Origin of the sequence: Microcystis flos-aquae FACHB-1344, from assembly GCF_014698375.1 — a bacterium.
Classification (GTDB): domain Bacteria; phylum Cyanobacteriota; class Cyanobacteriia; order Cyanobacteriales; family Microcystaceae; genus Microcystis; species Microcystis aeruginosa.
The window spans coordinates 24393-43785 of record NZ_JACJSW010000199.1 but is presented as its reverse complement, the minus strand read 5'-3'; the positions used below and the strand labels follow the sequence as shown (position 1 = coordinate 43785).

The 19393-nt window shown below is 39.1% G+C and carries 3 protein-coding genes; all 3 read left to right on the top strand.

All coding sequences use genetic code 11. The features are described from left to right. Window positions 1-75: 75 nt before the first annotated feature. Window positions 76-10539 carry a non-ribosomal peptide synthetase/type I polyketide synthase gene (locus tag H6G48_RS20435; protein ID WP_190723009.1) on the top strand — a complete coding sequence of 3488 codons (10464 nt, stop codon included), beginning with the start codon at window positions 76-78 and terminating at the stop codon, window positions 10537-10539. 31 nt (window positions 10540-10570) lie between these two features. After that, complete coding sequence (locus H6G48_RS20430; protein ID WP_190723008.1) at window positions 10571-11326, top strand: aspartate/glutamate racemase family protein; 756 nt, start codon at window positions 10571-10573, stop codon at window positions 11324-11326. A gap of 131 nt (window positions 11327-11457) precedes the next feature. Next, window positions 11458-19353 (top strand): type I polyketide synthase, encoded by a 7896-nt coding sequence (locus H6G48_RS20425; RefSeq protein WP_190723007.1) that lies wholly within the window; start codon window positions 11458-11460, stop codon window positions 19351-19353. The last annotated feature ends 40 nt before the right edge of the window (window positions 19354-19393 follow it).

The window sequence follows — 19393 nt, the reverse complement described above, 5'->3', positions numbered from 1 at the left end:
TTATATTCACTGATAGCACAGCATCCTAATTTATGTTTAACGGCTTATAAACTTAGAAATTATCGAGAATAGGGCATGGTTGAGAGTATAGATTACAAAAAATTAATGGCAACGACCTTAAGCAAAATGGAGGTCATGCAGGCTCGTATCCATGAATTAGAGACGAGACAAAGTGAAGCTATTGCGGTGGTTGGGATGGCTTGTCGTTTTCCTGGAGGTATTAATTCCCCAGAAAAATATTGGAGTTTTTGTCAAGCCGGACTTGATGCTATAGTAGAAGTTCCTAAAAGCCGTTGGGATATCTCAAAACTGTATTCTCAAGAACCAACTTTAGGAAAAATGAACACCGCTTATGGGGGATTTCTTCAAGAGAATATCACAGAATTTGATGCCCGTTTCTTTTCGATCTCAGCAAGAGAAGCAGCCTCCATGGATCCTCAACAAAGGTTACTCTTAGAAGTTGCTTGGGAAGCGTTAGAAAATGCCAATTTACCTCTGAAAAATTTAGCCGATAATAAGGTAGGGGTATTTGTGGGGATTACTAGCATTGATCATGCTCTGAAGGTTTACGGCACAAACTATGATCAAATTGACTCTTTTTTTGGCACCGGTAATGCTCTAAGCGCAGCCGCCGGAAGGCTATCTTATTTTCTCAATCTTCACGGTCCTTGTCTCTCCCTTGATGCAGCCTGTGCATCCTCATTAGTAGCCGTCCATCAGGGGATTCGTAGCCTGAGAAATCGTGAATGTGAACTCGCTTTAGTGGGTGGGGTAAACCTCATTTTAGAACCCGCAATTACGATTAGTCTTTCTCAGTCGGGAATGATGTCCCCCGATGGGCGTTGTAAAACCTTCGATGCCTCTGCCAATGGATATGTGCGAGGGGAAGGCTGTGGGGTTTTGATTTTAAAAACTTTATCAGAAGCCCAGAAAAACGGGGATCAAATTCTTGCCCTGTTGCGAGGTTCGGCGGTGAATCATAATGGTGCTGCTGCCGGTTTAACCGTACCCAGTGGACCCGCTCAGCAAGAATTGCTCCGTCAAGCTCTAGCTGATGCCAGAATACTCCCGGAAGATGTGAGCTACATAGAAGCTCATGGCACAGGTACTTCTTTAGGAGATCCCATCGAATTGAATGCCATTGCCTCAGTTTATGGAAAGCGCTCTGACCCTCTTTATGTCGCCTCAGTGAAAACCAATATCGGCCATCTTGAAGCCGCGGCTGGCATGGCTGGAATGATTAAAACAATTCTGATTCTTCAACAGGGTGAAATCCCGCCCCATCTTCATTTCCAAAGCCCTAATCCTCTGATTAATTGGCAAGACCATCCTATTAAAATTCCTACTCAAAATATACCTTGGCCGAATAACAATAAAGTCCCTATAGCTGGGGTAAGTTCTTTCGGTTTTTCCGGCACAAATGCCCATGTCATTGTTCAACAAGCACCCGTCAGCAAAATCTCAGAAATTCAACAACAAATTCCTAGTCATCTCTTAACTCTTTCAGCCCACAACAAAACCGCTTTAAAAGAATTAGCTAAACGTTTTCATACCCTCCTAGAATCTCATCCTGAAATTGGAGATATTTGTTATAGTGCAGCTGTCGGCAGGATAGATTTACCTGAACGTTTAGCCATTGTTGGCGATACTTGTCCAGAATTACAACAAAGATTAGCCGCTTTTGCTGAAGAAAACCCGCTTGATGATTTGACTTTTTATCAACGTTTTACATCGGAAAAATCCCCTAAAATTGTTTTTCTTTTTACAGGGCAAGGGGCTTGTTATCCTGGCATGGGACATCAACTCTATCAAACTCAGCCGACATTTCGTCAATATATTGATCAATGTGCCGAAATATTAGCGAAGTATTTAGACCATCCTTTAACTGAAATATTATTTGGTGAACAGACCGATTTACTCAATCAAACCGCTTACGCTCAACCGGCTATATTCGCCCTAGAATATTCCCTAACAATGCTATGGAAATCTTGGGGAATTACCCCCAGTTTACTGATTGGCCATAGTGTGGGAGAATATGTAGCAGCTTGTATCGCAGGAGTATTTAGCTTAGAAGCTGGACTCGCCTTAGTTGTCAAACGGGGGCAATTAATGCAAACCACGACCTCTGGGAAAATGGCTTCAATTTTTGCTGATGAAGAGACAGTAATTTCCCTAATTAAAAATTATACTCAAACAGTTTCAATAGCTGCCATTAATCACCCTCAACAGATTGTTATTGCTGGAGAAAGTGCCAGCATTGAGGAAGTTATTAGCACCTGCAAAAAGCAAAAAATTCCCGCTCAATATCTCCCCGTTACTCAGGCTTTTCATTCCCCTTTAATGGAGCCAATTTTAAAAGAATTTGAAAAAGAGGCTCGTCAAATTTCTTATCAACGCCCCCAAATTCTCTTACTTTCAGGACTTAATGGAGAGGTTTTAGAAAATGCACCAGATGCCACTTACTGGAGCAAACAATGCCGAGAACCAGTAAGATTTTTGTCGAGTTTAATAACCGCTTTCAACAAGGGATATAACCTATTTTTAGAAGTGGGACCAAGACCAATACTGGCAGAACAAGGTCGTCGTTATAAAGATGAGGTCATCTGGTTAAGTTCTCTCAATCGTGGCTTAGATAACTGGCAGACAATTCTTTCAGCCTTGGCACAACTCTACCTCAATGGCCTGCCTTTCAACCCAGAACAATTCAATCAGAATTATGGCTATAAAAAAGTCAGATTGCCGAACTATCCCTTTCAAAGGAAACCTTTCCAATTTCAGCCTAATCCTCGAACAGAAAATCAGAGCATTGACAAAATATTCCTAGACTCACAAACCTCTAACCTTACCGATACCGAAACCACAGTTTTCAATATGCAAAAACATCAACAGGAAATCCGTAATCAATTAAAATCAATTCTAGCTTTACTGCTGAAAGAAGATGAGAACGATCTGCCGGAGGATGAGACATTACTAAACTTAGGAGCAGACTCAATTATCTTGACTGACTTTTCTCGCAAAATTGAAGAAAAATTTCAAGTCAAAGTGAAAATAGATCAACTGTTTACCGATTTACAAACTCTTGTTGATATCGCCGAATACCTCTGCCAATTTGTCAAAGAAAAACCCTTAGAAAATGCTTCAGAAATAACAGCTAAAGTTATCGATGAAGAGACAGAATTAAGCAATTATCTGCAAGTCATTGATCAATTGCAACCCATCGCTACAGCCTATATCATCAAGGCTTTAGAGTCCTTAGGTAAAAAACTTAATCAAGGGGAACAATGGACAATAGAAACCCTAAGACAAACCTTACCTGTTGCCCCCAAATATCACATTTTGCTCAATCGTTATTTGCAGGATTTAGAGCAAGCTAATATTCTTCAAAATCAAGGGAATATTTGGACTGTCAAAAACTTGCCTGAGTCTTTTTCCTTACCCCAAGCCCTACAAAAGCTAGAAAAAACTTGTCCATCTGCAAAACCTGAATTAGAAATGTTGCAACGCTGCGGCGAAAATTTAGCAGAAGTTCTCAAGGGAAATATAGACCCCTTGACATTAATTTTCCCAGAAGGTTCCGTTGCTCATGCAGAAAGTATCTATGGCAATTCTCCCGTATCTCGATTGATGAATCAACGAGTTGCCCAAGCTATTAACCAGATTTTAACGCGCTTTTCTAATAGTGATCGCCCCTATCAAATTCTCGAAATAGGAGGAGGAACTGGTGCCACTTCAGAAGCAATTCTTCACCACTTAAACCTCGATCATGTCACTTATTCTTTTAGCGAAGTTTCTCCCTTCTTACTGCATCAAGCTAGGCAAAAATTTCAGAAAAAATATAACCTAAACTTTCATCAACTAGACATTGAAAAGTCCCCCATTTCTCAGGGGATACCTGCCCATAATTATCATATTGTTGTCGCCGCTAACGTCCTTCATGCGACCCGAAATATTACAGAAACTCTAACCCATATTCGGGAACTTTTGCGCCCCGGTGGTTACTTAGTTCTCCTCGAAACCGTAGAAAATAACTCATGGCTGAATTTAACCTTTGGATTAACCCCCGGATGGTGGCGCTTTCAGGATCAACAATTACGCTCAGATACACCCTTATTAAGGGGTGAAAATTGGTGTTCCGTTTTAAAAAGTTGTGGGTTTGCTACGGCGAATAGTTTCTCTAAACAAAACAATATTCCCATTAACAATGGACAAGAATTAATTCTTGCTTGTGTGCCAGATGAACCCCTCTCAATTCCTGCAAGGACTAAGCTTACTGTCTCCGGTGAAAGCTCCGGTAAAGAAGCCTTAATGATGGCTCAATTACAATCTTTAAAAGACCTAAAAGAACTCCATGAGAAAACCATTATCAAGCAATTAGAAGTTCTTCAAGCTGCCCCCGTTTTTCCAGGTATAGTCCCCGAAATATTAACGAATCAGACTCAAATCATTCCTGCCCAAAGCTCTAAAATAGAAACTTACCCGCCGGTTTCTCAAGAGAAGCCCAAATCTCCTGAGAAACCTAGTTCTCCCAATTTAAACCCCTTAGCCTTAAAGCTGACTGAGAACAAATCCTTAACCGAACAACAACAAGCCTTTATTCAAAATTTACAGAGTATTTATAACCAGAAAACCGCCAAATCAAAAGCCTATTCACAAAATAGCCGTAAGACAATGGTAGATGTTAAACCGACCATTGACTTCCGCATGGCCTTAAAAGAATTTCAATATCCGATTGTTTCAGAATCCGCTCAAGGGGCTTATTTTAAGGACATTGATGGCAATAATTACATTGACTTAGCTATGGGGTTTGGGGTTAACTTTTTTGGGCATAGTCCTGATTTTGTCATTGAAGCGGTTCAAGAACAAATGAATCGAGGAATAGGCTTAGGAATGCAGTCAAATCTGGCTGCCGAAACCGCCGCTTTAATTAGTGAAATGGGCCGAGTCGAAAGAGTCGCTTTTAGTAATACGGGAACCGAGGCGATTATGGCGGCTGTTCGCATTGCTCGCTCCCGGACAAAACGTCAAAAAATCGTTATGTTCGCCGGCTCCTACCATGGAACTTTTGACGGCATCTTAGCACGAGTAGGAGAAGATAAAACCACTGCTCAACCCTTAAGTCTAGGGACCCCTTTAGGAATGGTTGAAGACGTAATAGTCTTGAGTTATGGAGTTGAAGAAAGCCTCGATATTATTGCTACTCATGCTGATGATTTAGCCGCCGTATTAGTCGAACCAGTTCAAAGTCGCAAACCCGATTTACAGCCTCAAGAATTTCTGCAAAAACTACGACAAATAACCCATAAAAAAGGAATCACACTCATTTTTGATGAAATTATTACCGGCTTTCGGATTGCTCCGGGAGGAGCGCAAGAATGGTTCAATGTTGAAGCTGATATAGTCATTTATGGTAAGGCCATTGGAGGAGGTTTACCAATTAGTATGATCTGCGGTAAAGCAGATTTCTTAGATACCGTTGACGGCGGTTTCTGGCAATACGGAGATGACTCTCATCCCCAAACCGAGTTAACCGCTTTTGGGGGAACTTTTTGTCGTCATCCTTTAGCCCTTGCTGCTTGTCGTGCTGTGCTTTTACATCTTCGGGAAAACAGTCCAACGATTCAAGAAAAAGTGAATCAATTAACTCATCGATTAGCCACCGAAGTCAATCAGTTTTTTCAAGAAATAGGCATTCCGATTCGGGTTGTTAATTTTGGATCTTTATTCCGCTTTGAACCCTTTGGAGCTTATAGTATCTTTTTACAACCCATCGAATTACCCCTCTTTTATTACCTATTAAATCTTAAAGGAATCTACACATGGGAAAAACGAGTTTGTTTTCTCTCCACCTGCCATACTAATGAAGATATAGACAAAGTTATAGTAGCCGTCAAAGAAGCGATTACGGAATTACAGCAAGCTGGTTTTTTTGCTAATGCTAAACGCCCTCAAGTCAAGAAAGAAGAAAAAAAGCCGCTTTCTGAAGATGAAGATGGTAGGGGACATTTACCATCTTTAAATCAATCCTTTCCCACCAGTGAAGCTCAACGTCAGCTTTGGTTATTAGCTGAATTAGACCGTAATGCTTCAGCATCCTATAACGTCACAACATCTCTAGAATTACGAGGTTCTTTAGATCTTTACATTTTAGAAAAAACGATTAATCAAGTTATTAATCGCCATGAAGCTTTGCGAACCCAAATTATAGAACAAGGAGAATTACAGGAAGTTGTCAATCAAGTTAAAATTAAATTAAACTTCATTGATTTGAAGGATGAAGATAATCCCGAAGCGACGGCCTTAGCGTTACGATCTCAGTTTTCCCAAAAACCCTTTGACTTGTCGATTGCTCCCTTATTTGCTGTGATTTTAATGCGCTTAAAACCTGACCATTATCTGCTGTCTTTAAAAACTCATCATATTGTGGCAGATGGTTGGTCACTAGGATTAATTTTGCAGGAAATTGGTCAACTTTATTCATCCCAAAATAACACAACTAAAGAGGTTCTCACACCACCGATGCAGTTTCGGCAATATTTAACTTTGCGAGCGCAAGAGACGCAAAGTCCACAAATGTTAGAGCATCGGGATTTTTGGTTGAAAACCTATCAGGAAGATCTCCCAACCTTTGAGCTTCCCACCGACTTTCCCCGTCCCGCCGTTAAAACCTACACTGGCGGACAAGAAAGTCAAGTCATTCCCTCTGAAGTTGGGCAAAATTTGCAGAAAGTAGGACGCAAAAATAAAGCTACATTATTTATGACGATGTTCGCCGCTTATACTGCTTTTTTGCGTCGAATTTCTGGTCATAAGGATTTAGTCATTGGTATTCCTATTTCTGGGCGACAAATAGAAGGCAGTGACAACTTAGTAGGCTTTTGTTCTCAATTTTTACCCCTGCGGATACAAGTCGATGCTACCACCTCTTTTATTGAACATTTACAACATACTAAACAAACCCTGATCGACGCTTTTCGCCATCAGAGTTATACTTTAGAGGATTTATTAGCAGCTTTACAATTACCTAGAGATTTTTCTCGTTCTCCTCTCATTTCTGTATCTTTTAACATGGATCCTAGTTTAACTCTGCCTGAGTTTAAAGACTTAAAAGTATCCTTGCCACCGTCACCAATTAGTTACACCCCTTTTGATCTAGGATTTAACTTAATTGAACTTAATGATAACCTCATTATTTACTGCAATTACAATACAGAACTATTTAAACAAGAGACAATTAAACAATTTATTGAAAGCTTTGAAATTTTGCTGAGGGGAATCATTGACGATGCTAATCATCTCCTTTATCAGTTACCTTTATTAACCCCAGTCCAACAAGAGAAGTTACTCAGACAATTAACGGGAAAAACTCGCAAACTCCCTGAAAAAGCCACCATCATTGATGACTTTGTAGCTCAAGTTAAATTAACCCCTAATGCTCCCGCCTTAATTGCGGGAAAAATTAGCCTTAGCTATCAAGAATTAAATGAAAAAGTCAATCGTCTTAGTCATTATTTACAGCAGGAATATCAGCTAGGTGTAGGAAAAGTGATTGGGGTCATGCTCCAGCGTAATCACCACTTAATCATCGGGATTCTGGCTACCTTTAAAACTGGAGCGACTTACGTTCCTATAGACTCTCAATATCCTCACAGTCGCATTGAGTTTATTTTAAAAGATAGTGGCTGTCATGTTTGCCTAACGGAGAGTAATTTTATCTCTAAGTTACCTGAAAAAATGGAGAAAATTTGCTTAGATAAAATCGATCCTATTGTTAACAAATATGACAAAGATGAGCCTAAAATATTCCGCAACTCTAGCCAAACCGCCTATATTTTCTACACTTCAGGTTCAACTGGTAATCCCAAAGGAGTCATGGGCCGTCACATCTCAATTTTGAATGTTATTCAAAGCTTACGACTTACCTTTGATTTAGATAAACATCCTGAATGGCGCTATATTTTCACAGCTGCTGTTACTCATGATCCATCTATTCGTAATATTTTTCTCCCCTTAACCATAGGTGCATCCCTATATATGTACGAAATAAAATATATAGGACATTTGGTTTCTTTCCTACAGGAAAATCAAATTAATGCCCTACACACCACCCCATCTATCTATCGAGAAATCTTGGGGCTACTTGAACCAGGAGAAACCATTTCCAGCTTAAAATATATCTCGGTAGGAGGGGAAAAATTAGATCGGGAAACTGCCTTAGCTTTGCGGAAACGTTTTCCGGCAGAAATTATTAGCAATGTTTACGGATCTACAGAAACTTGTGTGGGAGTATCCCAGTATGAAATCAAGGAAAACTTAGACAGCGAAATCCCCCTCGGTCAAGTTTTCCATAACAATCGCTTAGGGGTTCTTGATGAATTTAATAATCCCGTTCCCCTCCATGTAATCGGCGAAATTTGTGTAGAAGGTGCCGCCCTAGCATCGGGTTATCATAACCAACCCGAAATGACTCAAGAAAAATTTAAACCTAGCTTTCTTGATGAGACAAAAACTCTCTTTAGAACCGGCGATTTAGGCAAGCAAACTGCTCCCGGTATCATTGAGTTTATGGGACGAAAAGATAATCAAGTTAAGGTCAATGGTTATCGAATTGACCCCGGAGAAATTGAATATCAATTGACTCGCTATGCTCCCATTGAAAGAGCGATTGTTTTACCCGTTCAAGTTAATAATCAAACTCAATTATCTGCTTACTGTCAAACAGACAAAACTCTAGAAATTGCTGAGATTCGAGAATTACTTGCCAAATTTTTACCAGTTTATATGATTCCGAGTTACTTTATTTTTTTAAAGCAATTCCCCTTAACTCGACATGGGAAACTTGACCTGCACTCCCTGAGAGAACTCAGAGAAACTGGTAAATCTCTGGTGAATTCTAATTATGTTGCACCCCGGAATTATTTAGAATCCAATCTCGTTAGTATCTGGGAAAAAATTCTCTCTAAACATCCTATCGGTATTTTTGATAACTTCTTTGAAATTGGCGGTCATTCTCTACTCTTATCAAGGGTTGTAACCCGGGTTCATAAAGAACTAAATGTATCCGTAAAATTGGCTGACTTCTTTAAAGTTCCAACCATTGCTGGATTGGCGACTTTAATCTCCCAGACTCAATACAATTATCAAGAACCCATTTCGGCAATTCCCCCCCAAAAATCCTATCCGATGTCTCATGGTCAGCGTCGTCTTTGGGCTTTAGAATTTCTAGATCAAAATCATAATGCTTACGGAATGCCCAGTGCTTATCAATTCAAGGGCAATCTCAATATTGATGCTTTTGAAAATGCCTTTCAACAGTTAATTCAACGCCATGAAATTTTGCGGACTACCTTTACTTTAATCAATAATCAACCCCGTCAAGTTGTCCATAATCAAATGAACTTTGTCATTAAACAAATAGACCTGACAGCTTATGTTAGCACAGAACAAGAAAACTTGATCGAAGAAGCGATCAGCCATAATGCCAAAACGACTTTTGATTTAGAAGTCGGACCGTTACTTAAAGTTAACTTACTTAAACTAAGCCAAGAGAATTACATCGTCTTGTTTAATATGCACCATATCATTTCTGATGGTTGGTCAGCCGGGGTTTTAATTAAAGATTTCCTCAGCCATTATCACGCCTATGGACAAGAAAATTCCCAATTAATGCCCCCTCTCAGAATTCATTATAAAGACTATACTTCTTGGCAAGAAAGTCAATTAGAAACCTCGAAACTTCAAGATCAACGGGATTACTGGTTAGCTAAATTAACTCCTGTCCCTGTGCGTCTTAACTTACCTGTTGATTATCCGCGCCCACCTGTTAAAAGTTTTCAAGGAAATACAATTACATGGCAACCTGAACCGGAATTGATCGATACTTTTGAGAAGTTAATTAAAGCACAAGAAGCCAGTTTATTTATGGGTTTAGTTAGTTTGGTTAAGAGTTTTCTATTCCGTTATACTGAGCAAAATGAAATTACAATCGGCTCTGCTATCGCCGGCAGAAATCATCCTGATTTAGAAGATCAAATCGGATTTTATGTTAACACTCTCGTCCTGCGGGATCAGATAACAGATCACGACAGTTTTACGGATCTCCTTAGCAAAGTAAAAACCACCACTTTAGAGGCTTATGATAATCAAGACTATCCCTTTGATCAGATCGTATCTGATTTGAATTTACAACGAGATCCTAGCCGGAATGCTCTCTTTGATGTGGCAATTGTCCTGCAAAATAATCAAAATATAGATCTGGCATTGAACGGAATTACAGTTAACTCCATTGACCCCAAAATGATGACCGCTAAATTTGATTTAGAATTTATCTTTGTTGAGGAAGAAGAACTTTATCTCAAGCTAATCTACAACACAGATATATTTATCCATGAGCGAATTTTATTGCTCATAGATTTGTTCAAAAACTGGCTAGAGCAAGTTTTAAAATTTGCCCATGAACCTTTGATCAACTTATCCTTAGCTTCCTCAGAAAATCTTATTCAAGAGGGGCAGGATCTGTTCACAGAAGATTTTAATTTTTAGTCAACAGCAATTATACGAGCAGGAGATTTTAATGAAGACAAAACTACCGATTCTTGGCGTTTTAGGGGGTATGGGCCCAGTGGTTACCGCCGAATTTCTTAAGTCGATTTATGAATATAATCCTTTTATTGATAAGGAACAAGAATCCCCTAATGTCATCGTTTTTTCTCTTCCCTCTGCACCCGATCGCACAGGTTCTATTGATAGTGGAAAAGAAAGAGAATTTATTGATTTTATCCAAGTCAATCTGGAACATCTCAATAAACTGGCTGATTGCATAGTCATTGGCTGTTGTACGGCTCATTATGCTCTACCTCAGATCTCCGAAAATCTGAAGGATAAACTTCTTTCCTTAATTAAAATAGCGGATCAAGAACTCCAAGAATATAATGAACCTACCCTTTTACTTGCTAGTACAGGGACTTACCAGAAAAAATTATTTCAGGAAGGCTGTACCACCGCAGATCTGATTATTTCTCTCTCAGAAAGCGATCAAAAGTTGATTCATGAAATGATCTATAAAGTGCTAAAAAGAGGACACGATCCGTTAAGTATTCTTAGGGATATAGAAGCATTATTAGAGAAATATAACACTCGCTCCTATATTTCTGGGTGTACCGAATTTCATCTCTTAACAAAATCTCTCAAACTCAAAGGAATTGACTCCATTAAAGCGATCGATCCTTTAAGTACCATCGCTCAAAACTTTTCTCAGTTAATCATCAAACAAGCTCAGGTAGACCGAGGGACCGACTGCCATCAACCTTCAACCCCAAAAAGCCCTTGACCATCGCAGCCCTAGGAGGTACAATTCAAACTTGAATTGGCCACTTCTGACTTTTAACTTGCGCGTAGCGATATACTGATTCATAGGGTTTTCGAGATTGGTTCTATTTTTGATTAAGAGGTGTAAAAAAAGTGTCTAAGCATTCAATCAGTTTTGGAGGACAATTGGAAGATAATTGGCGGACTCTGTCAGAAGTCTTAGAAACTGCCACTAAACATAATAATCATGGAATTACTTATATCAAAAATGACGCAACTGAATATTTTCAGAGTTATCAAGACTTATATCAAGATGCTCTCGTTATTTTAAATGGACTGGAACAACAAGGAATAAAATTAGGGCATAAAGTCATTCTACAAATTGCCAAAAATCAAGACTTTATTCCCGCACTCTGGGCTTGTTTTTTAGGGGGAATTATTCCAGTTCCTTTGACCGTTGCTCCTAGCTATGATCTGGAAAATTCTGCCGTCAAAAAACTAGAGAATGTTTGGAAAATTTTAGACAATCCTTTGATATTATCCGATAGTGAACTAATTACTGAAATTGAAAAATTAGGAACTTCCTCTCATCTAGAAGGGTGGCAAGTTATCTCAGTTAATGAACTCAGAAAAGCCACCTCTAAAGTCCATCAATTGCCGATTCTTGATCCACAAGCTCCAGCCTTATTACTCTTTACTTCGGGTAGTACAGGTATGCCCAAGGGAGTAATATTAACTCATCATAATATTCTGTCCATGACTGCTGGTACAGTGGCAATGAACCACTTTACCCAACAAGAAGTTACCCTTAATTGGATGCCCTTAGATCATGTAGGAGCTATCGTATTTTTAGGAATTATGGCGGTAGATTTGGCTTGTCATCAAATTCACGTTCCGATGGAATTAGTCCTACGCCAACCCCTCCAATGGTTAGAACTCATTCAAAAGCATCAAGTAAGCATTTCTTGGTCCCCTAACTTTGCATTTTCCTTAATTAATCAACAGGCAGAAGAACTTAAGCACGCCTCTTATAACCTCTCCTCAATGAAATTTTTAGTGAATGCTGGCGAGCAAGTTTCAGTAAAAACGATTCGCCTATTCTTAGAAATTCTTGAAAAACATCAACTACGGGAGAGAGCGATTAAACCAGCTTTTGGCATGACTGAATCCTGTTCTGGGATTACTTGGTCAGCCGGTTTAAGTAAAAATGAACTCACCGAAGAAAATAGTTTTGTCTCTCTAGGAAAGCCGATTCCTGGAGCAACTATCCGGATAGTCGATCAGGAAAATAATCCTTTACCTGAAAGAGAAATTGGAAAGCTTCAAATTCAAGGTAATTCTGTTACTAAAGGATATTACAATAATACTGAACTCAACCAGGAAGTTTTTCAAGAAGGGTGGTTTACTACGGGAGATTTGGGGTATTTATTTAAGGGCGAACTCTTTATTACTGGGCGAGAAAAACAAGAAATTATAATTAATGGTGTTAATTACTTTGCCCATGAACTTGAAACAACAATCGAAGAATTAGAAGGGGTTAAAGTATCTTATACAGCCGCCTTTGCCGTCTTTGATCAAAGTCGAGAAACTGACTTATTAATTATTACTTTTAGCCCAGAATCTGATCAATTTGAACACTGGATAAAAGTTGTTAGAAAAATTCGCAGTCATTTGACCCAAAAATTCGGAATTGCTCCAGCTTATGTCATTCCCTTAGAAAGAAATTTAGTTCCTAAAACCTCTATTGGCAAAGTTCAAAAATCTAAATTAAAAAAGGATTTTGAACAGGGATTATTTAGCAGCCGTATCCAAGAAATAGATCAATATTTAGCAAAAGAGCGTCAGAAAAATCAAACCTTACCTCAATCAGAAAATGAACGTCAAATAGCAGCAGTTTGGAGTGAAGTTTTACAGTTAACCTCAGTTGGTTTAGAGGATAACTTCTTTGAACTAGGGGGACATTCTATACACTTAATCCGAGTTCAAAATGAACTTGAAAAACTTTTTAACCGTCAGCTATCCCTTGCTGAAATGTTTAAAAATCCTACCGTTGCCACCCTAGCCCGTTGCTTAAGCGAAGAATCAAATACCACTCAAGTTATAGCACAAAAAAGCCGTCAACGTGCCGAAAATCGGATCCGTCGCCATAATGAAACCCATGACATTGCAATTATTGGTATGGCGGGGCAATTCCCAGGGGCTAAAAATTTAACAACCTTCTGGGAAAATTTAAAAAATGGAATCGAAACTATCTCTTTCTTTTCGGAAGAAGAATTACAAGAGTCGGGAGTGTCTCCAGAACTCTTTAATCAGCCTAATTATGTTAGAGCTAGACCAATTCTCGATCAAGTTGAATACTTTGACAGCGAATTTTTTGGCTATACAGATAGAGAGGCAGAATTACTAGACCCTCAGCAACGTTTACTTCTTGAATGTAGTTGGGAATGTTTAGAAAACGCCGGTTATAATCCTAGTACTTATCAAGGATCAATTGGTATATTTGCTGGCGCAAGTATGAACACCTATTTGATCAATAATTGTTATCCTAATCGGGTTCAATTAGATAGTAATGACGAGTTACAACCCTTCACACTAGATTCAACGGGAGGGTTTCAAACAATGGTAGCTAATGACAAAGACTATTTAACAACGCGAATTTCTTATAAACTAAACTTACAGGGACCAAGCGTTAATGTTCAAACTGCTTGCTCTACTGGATTAGTTGTAGTTCATCTCGCTTGTCAGAGTCTAATTAGTGGAGAAAGTGACATGGCTCTAGCTGGAGCTGCTTCAATTAATTCTCCTCAAAAAATTGGTTACTTATATCAAGAAGGACTGATCATGTCTCCTGATGGTCATTGTCGCGCCTTTGATGCTGAAGCAAAAGGGACTATTTTTGGCAGTGGAGTAGGAGTAATTCTGCTCAAAAGATTGTCAGATGCTTTAGCCGATCATGACCATATTTATGCAGTTATTAGAGGCTCTGCTATTAATAATGATGGTGGCCAAAAATTAGGATTTACTGCGCCTGGTGGAGAGGGTCAAATTGCTGCCGCTACGGAAGCCCTAGCCTTTGCCGGTGTTGATGCTAATACAATTAGTTTTGTGGAAGCTCATGGCACAGGAACCCCCCTTGGAGATCCCATTGAAGTTGATGCTTTAGCTAAAGTTTATCAGGGTGCAAATGAGGGAGAATGTGCTTTAGGTTCAGTAAAAACCAATATCGGACATATGCAGATTGCTTCCGGTATTGCTGGTTTAATTAAAGCGACTTTAGCCCTCAAATATAGAGTTATTCCGCCTACATTACATTTCCAAAATCCTAACCCTCAAATTAATTTTTCTCAGACTCCTTTTTATATTAATAATGAAGCTATTTCTTGGACTACTAAGCAAGACAAGGACGAAAAATTACCCCGACGGGCAGGGGTAAACTCTTTAGGTATTGGCGGGGTTAATGCTCATGTTATTCTAGAAGAAGCTCCTCCCATTATTCCTCAAGACAATCAGAGCAAACGTCCCTATCATTTGCTCACCCTTTCCGCTCGAACCGAACCAGCTTTAAAAGAGTTAGTAAGTCGCTACATAGACTTTTTAGAAAGTCAACCTGAAAAGGATATGTCTGATGTAGTATTTACGGCAAATACAGGCCGAGTTCATTTCTCGAATCGTTTAGCCTTAACTGGCTATAAAAACAGTGATTTGCTTGAACAATTACGTCAGTTCAAGCAACTAGATTATCAGTCAACTATTCATGGTATAGTTGATGAAAAAAGACCGCCTAAAATTGCCTTTTTATTTACAGGACAAGGTTCTCAATATGCAGGGATGGCTCATCAACTCTATCAGACTCAACCCACCTTTAGAAAAACTTTAGACGCAGGGGAAAACTACTATCAAAAACTAACGGGTAAATCCCTGCTAAACGTTGTATTTGCCGATACAGATGACGCCTTAAACCAAACCGCTTATACCCAACCGGCACTATTTCTGATTGAAGTTGCTCTCGCTCAATTATGGCATTCTTGGGGAATTCAACCAGCCGCCATTTTAGGGCATAGTTTAGGAGAATATTCTGCTGCTTGTTTTGCTGGCGTTTTTGATCTTGAAAGTGGCTTAAAACTGGTCACCCATCGAGGCAACTTGATGGTGCAATTACCCCAAAATCAAGGGGAAATGGCCGCTATTTTTCTCGATAAGAACTCAGTTATTGAGCAGTGCCAAAGCCAAGGCATAAAAATCGCTATTGCTGCCATTAACGCGGAACAACATACCGTTATTTCTGGAGAAAAAAGCGTAATTCAAAAACTCTGTAACCATTTCACTAATGCTGGGGTGAAAGTTCGTCAACTCAAAGTTTCCCATGCTTTTCACTCCCCTTTAGTAGAGCCAATGGTTGCAGAATTTAAAACGATTCTTCAAGAGATTTCTTTCAGTCAACCTCAAATTTCTCTGGTCTCTAACCTAACAGGAGAAATTGCTGATGACAGCATTATGACTCCTCAGTATTGGCTTCAACATTTACTAAATACGGTACAATTTCATCAAGGGGCTTTATTCCTACAATCTCTCGGATGTGATACCTTTATTGAAATTGGACCTCAACCTATTCTCTCAGGAATTATTCAATCATCCCTATCTTCATCTGAACCTCTAACTCTACCCAGTTTACGCTCAGGATTTTCTGATTGGCAAGTTTTATTAGAAAGTCTGGGCAAACTTTATGTTCGCGGTGCAAAGATAGACTGGTTTAGTTTTGATCAAGACTATCATCCTAGACGATGTGCTTTACCTACTTATCCCTTTCAAAAACGTCAACACTGGATTCCTTTAAAAACCCCATCTGCAACTGTTCCACAGGAATCTAATCTAGTCAAAATGTTATCTGAAAAGGACAAAAATACTTTGATGCAAACCCTCTTAGAAACAGGTCATTATTCTGAAGATGAAAAACCAACAATATCCGCAATTGTTCAACAGTTGATTAAACTCTATTATCAGGAAAAAGAGGAATTTAATTTTGCCAAATTACTTTATCAAGTAGCTTGGCTTCCCTGGGATTTAGCCAACGGTAAGCTACAAAATTTGACCCCCCTTAAAACTGATTTAGAGGTTTACTTAGAACCCCAATTACACTCCTCAGAATTGATGGGAGTTTCTCGCGCTTTTTCCGAAATGGAAAAACTGGCAGCTGACTTTGTTGTTAAAGCTCTGCAAGATTTAGAACTCTTTCAAATGAATACCTTTCTTGATCCTGATCAAAGTTTTAGTCAAGCTGAACTCAAACAAGAATATAAATCTTTCTGGAATCATCTTCTAGAAATATTAGCGAAAGTCGGCATTTTAGAAAAGCAAAATACCCTATGGAAAATTGTTAAAGAACCCGAACACTCTAATCCTGATTTAGCGGTAGAGGATTTAATCAATCATTATCCTAATGCTCAAATAGAACTCAATCTATTTCGACAAGTTGCCACAAATTTAGCGGCCATTATTACGGGAAAAATATCTCCTTTATCTATCCTATTTTCTCAAGATGGACAAGGAGGAGCCAGCGAGTTTTATAAAAATACATCTTCGGCAAAAATTCTCAATCTGGGTATCTCTAAAACCGTTGAACTTCTCCTCTCAAGTTATGCTCCCTCAGCCTCCCTCCGCATTCTCGAAATTGGCGCGGGAACTGGAGCTACAACCCAACAGGTTCTTAAAGCTTGTAAGTCTCGTCAAATTACCTACACATTCACTGATGTTTCCCCCTTCTTTCTAGAGAAAGCTAGAGATAATTTAGCTGAATTTTCTGGACTAGAATACAAAGTACTCGATATTGAAAAAGCTCCGAAATTACAAGGGTTTTGCAGTCATTCTTATGACTTGATTATCGCAGCTAATGTCTTACACTCTACCGCCAATTTACAAGAGGAAACCTTGCCTCATATTCAAAGTTTACTACGTCCAGGCGGTCATTTATTACTGTTGGAATTAACTCAGCAATCTTCCTGGATTGATTTAATCTTTGGTGTCACTCAAGGTTGGTGGCGTTTTAGCGATTATCATTTGCGCCCAAATCATCCTATAATTACAGCATCGACTTGGGAATCTATTCTGCTTAAATCGGGTTTTTCTCAGGTAGAATTTGTTTCTCCTGATCAAAAAATAGGTAGTGTTTTATTTCAGCAAAGTATTATTCTGGCTCAAAGTTCAGAAATCTCCCCTAACACCGCTAAAAACTGGCTAATTTTTACTGATATTGACCCAGAACAAGATACTTTTCCCTTAGGGATTCAAGAGCAACTACTGAAAAAGTGTGATTCCTGTCGGATAATTTATCAAGGGCAGAAAAATACACAAATATCATCTTCTGAGTCTTGTTTGAATGCTAATCAACTACAACAATTAGAGGAATGGTTTGCGTCAAATCCATCTCCAGATCGGATCATTTATCTTTTGAATAGTGATGGCAAAGAGCAACCAGAATCCATTTTATTGAATCGCTGTAACTATCTTTTAAATCTTCTCAAAGCTATTCAAAAAATCCCTAATCCTCCTCAATTATTCCTTGTCACTCAGGGGGCCCAACCCTTTGAATTAGAACAGCCTTCTTTAGGGTTTCAGTCTCCTCTTTGGGCAATGGGGCGTGTTATTGCCCTAGAAAATCCGCAATTATGGGGAGGTATGCTGGATCTTGATCCCGACGTTGATATTAATCAAAATATTACCGCATTACTATTAGGATTAACTCATGCTCACGATGAGGATCATTTGGTCTTCCGCAAAGGTCAAGGCTATATTGCTCGTCTGCTTCCTCTCAAGTCTCTAGAGACAACAACCGTTAAGATTCAACCTGAGGCTACCTACCTAATTACGGGAGGAATAGGACATCTAGGCTTAGAATTGGCGGAACATTTAGTCAATTTAGGAGCAAAACATCTCATTTTAACGACACGCCGCTCATTACCGGCTCGCTTCCTGTGGGATTCAGCAACCGAATTAGCCCAAATATCAGAAAAAATCAGAAAATTAGAGGAAAAAGGAGCATCAATCGAAGTTATTTCGGCAGACGTTGGCAATTTTGAGGCTATGCAGGCCATATTTACCCAGATTGAAAAAACCGCTTATCCCTTGCGTGGCATTTTCCATCTTGCCGGAATCTCAGGCCGACAAGCTCAATTAAAAGACTGTACTTTGCAGGATCTCGAAGCAGTTTTTCAGGCAAAAGTTAAGGGTTCTTGGAATTTACATCAACTATCTTTGGGTACTCAATTAGACTATTTTGTGCTGTTTTCTTCGGCGGGTGCAATTTGGGGGGCAAAGGAACAAGGCTTATATGATACTGTTAGTCATTGGCTGGATGCTTTGGCTCATTTCCGTCATCTTCAACAACTTCCTGCAACGACTTTAAATTGGGCATTATTGGCGGGTCATGGTATAGTGTCTCAAGACTATGAGGACTGGCTCAAACAGATTGGCATCAGGGAAATTGCTCCCGATATGGCCTTGAGGGTGATGGATGCTATTATGGCTTCTAATCAAACACAAGTTTTAATCGCTGATGTGGATTGGGTTCGTTTCAAAAATATCTATCAATTTAAAGGCGAGAAACCACTCCTAAAAAATTTAGGACTCTCAGAAATTCCCATTAAGTCTGTTCAAGAATCATACTCTGTACTGCATCTTTTAGAGGATATTCCTTTAGGAGAACGTCGGGAATATTTGTTAGAATATGTTAGCAAACAAGTCAGAATTATTTTAGGGATTAAATCTATGCCAGATTCAGAACAAGGATTGATAGAAATGGGGATTGATTCCTTATCCTCTATTGAATTGAAAAATCGTTTAGAGAAAGGATTAGAAGTTCTCTTACCCACTTCTTTAGTCTTTGACTTTCCTAATATTAGACGCTTAGTTGATTATCTGTTTGACCGTATTTTCGGTGAAAAAGTTCAAAAAACAGCCGAGAAGATGATTAACTTCACTGAAGTTCAGCAGGAGATTAGTGAGGATTTAATCTTACAAGAACTTACTGATTTGGAGGCTTTTTTAGGAGATTAAATAATCCTAAGCCTTGAAGTTAGAAAGCTTGAAGTTAAAA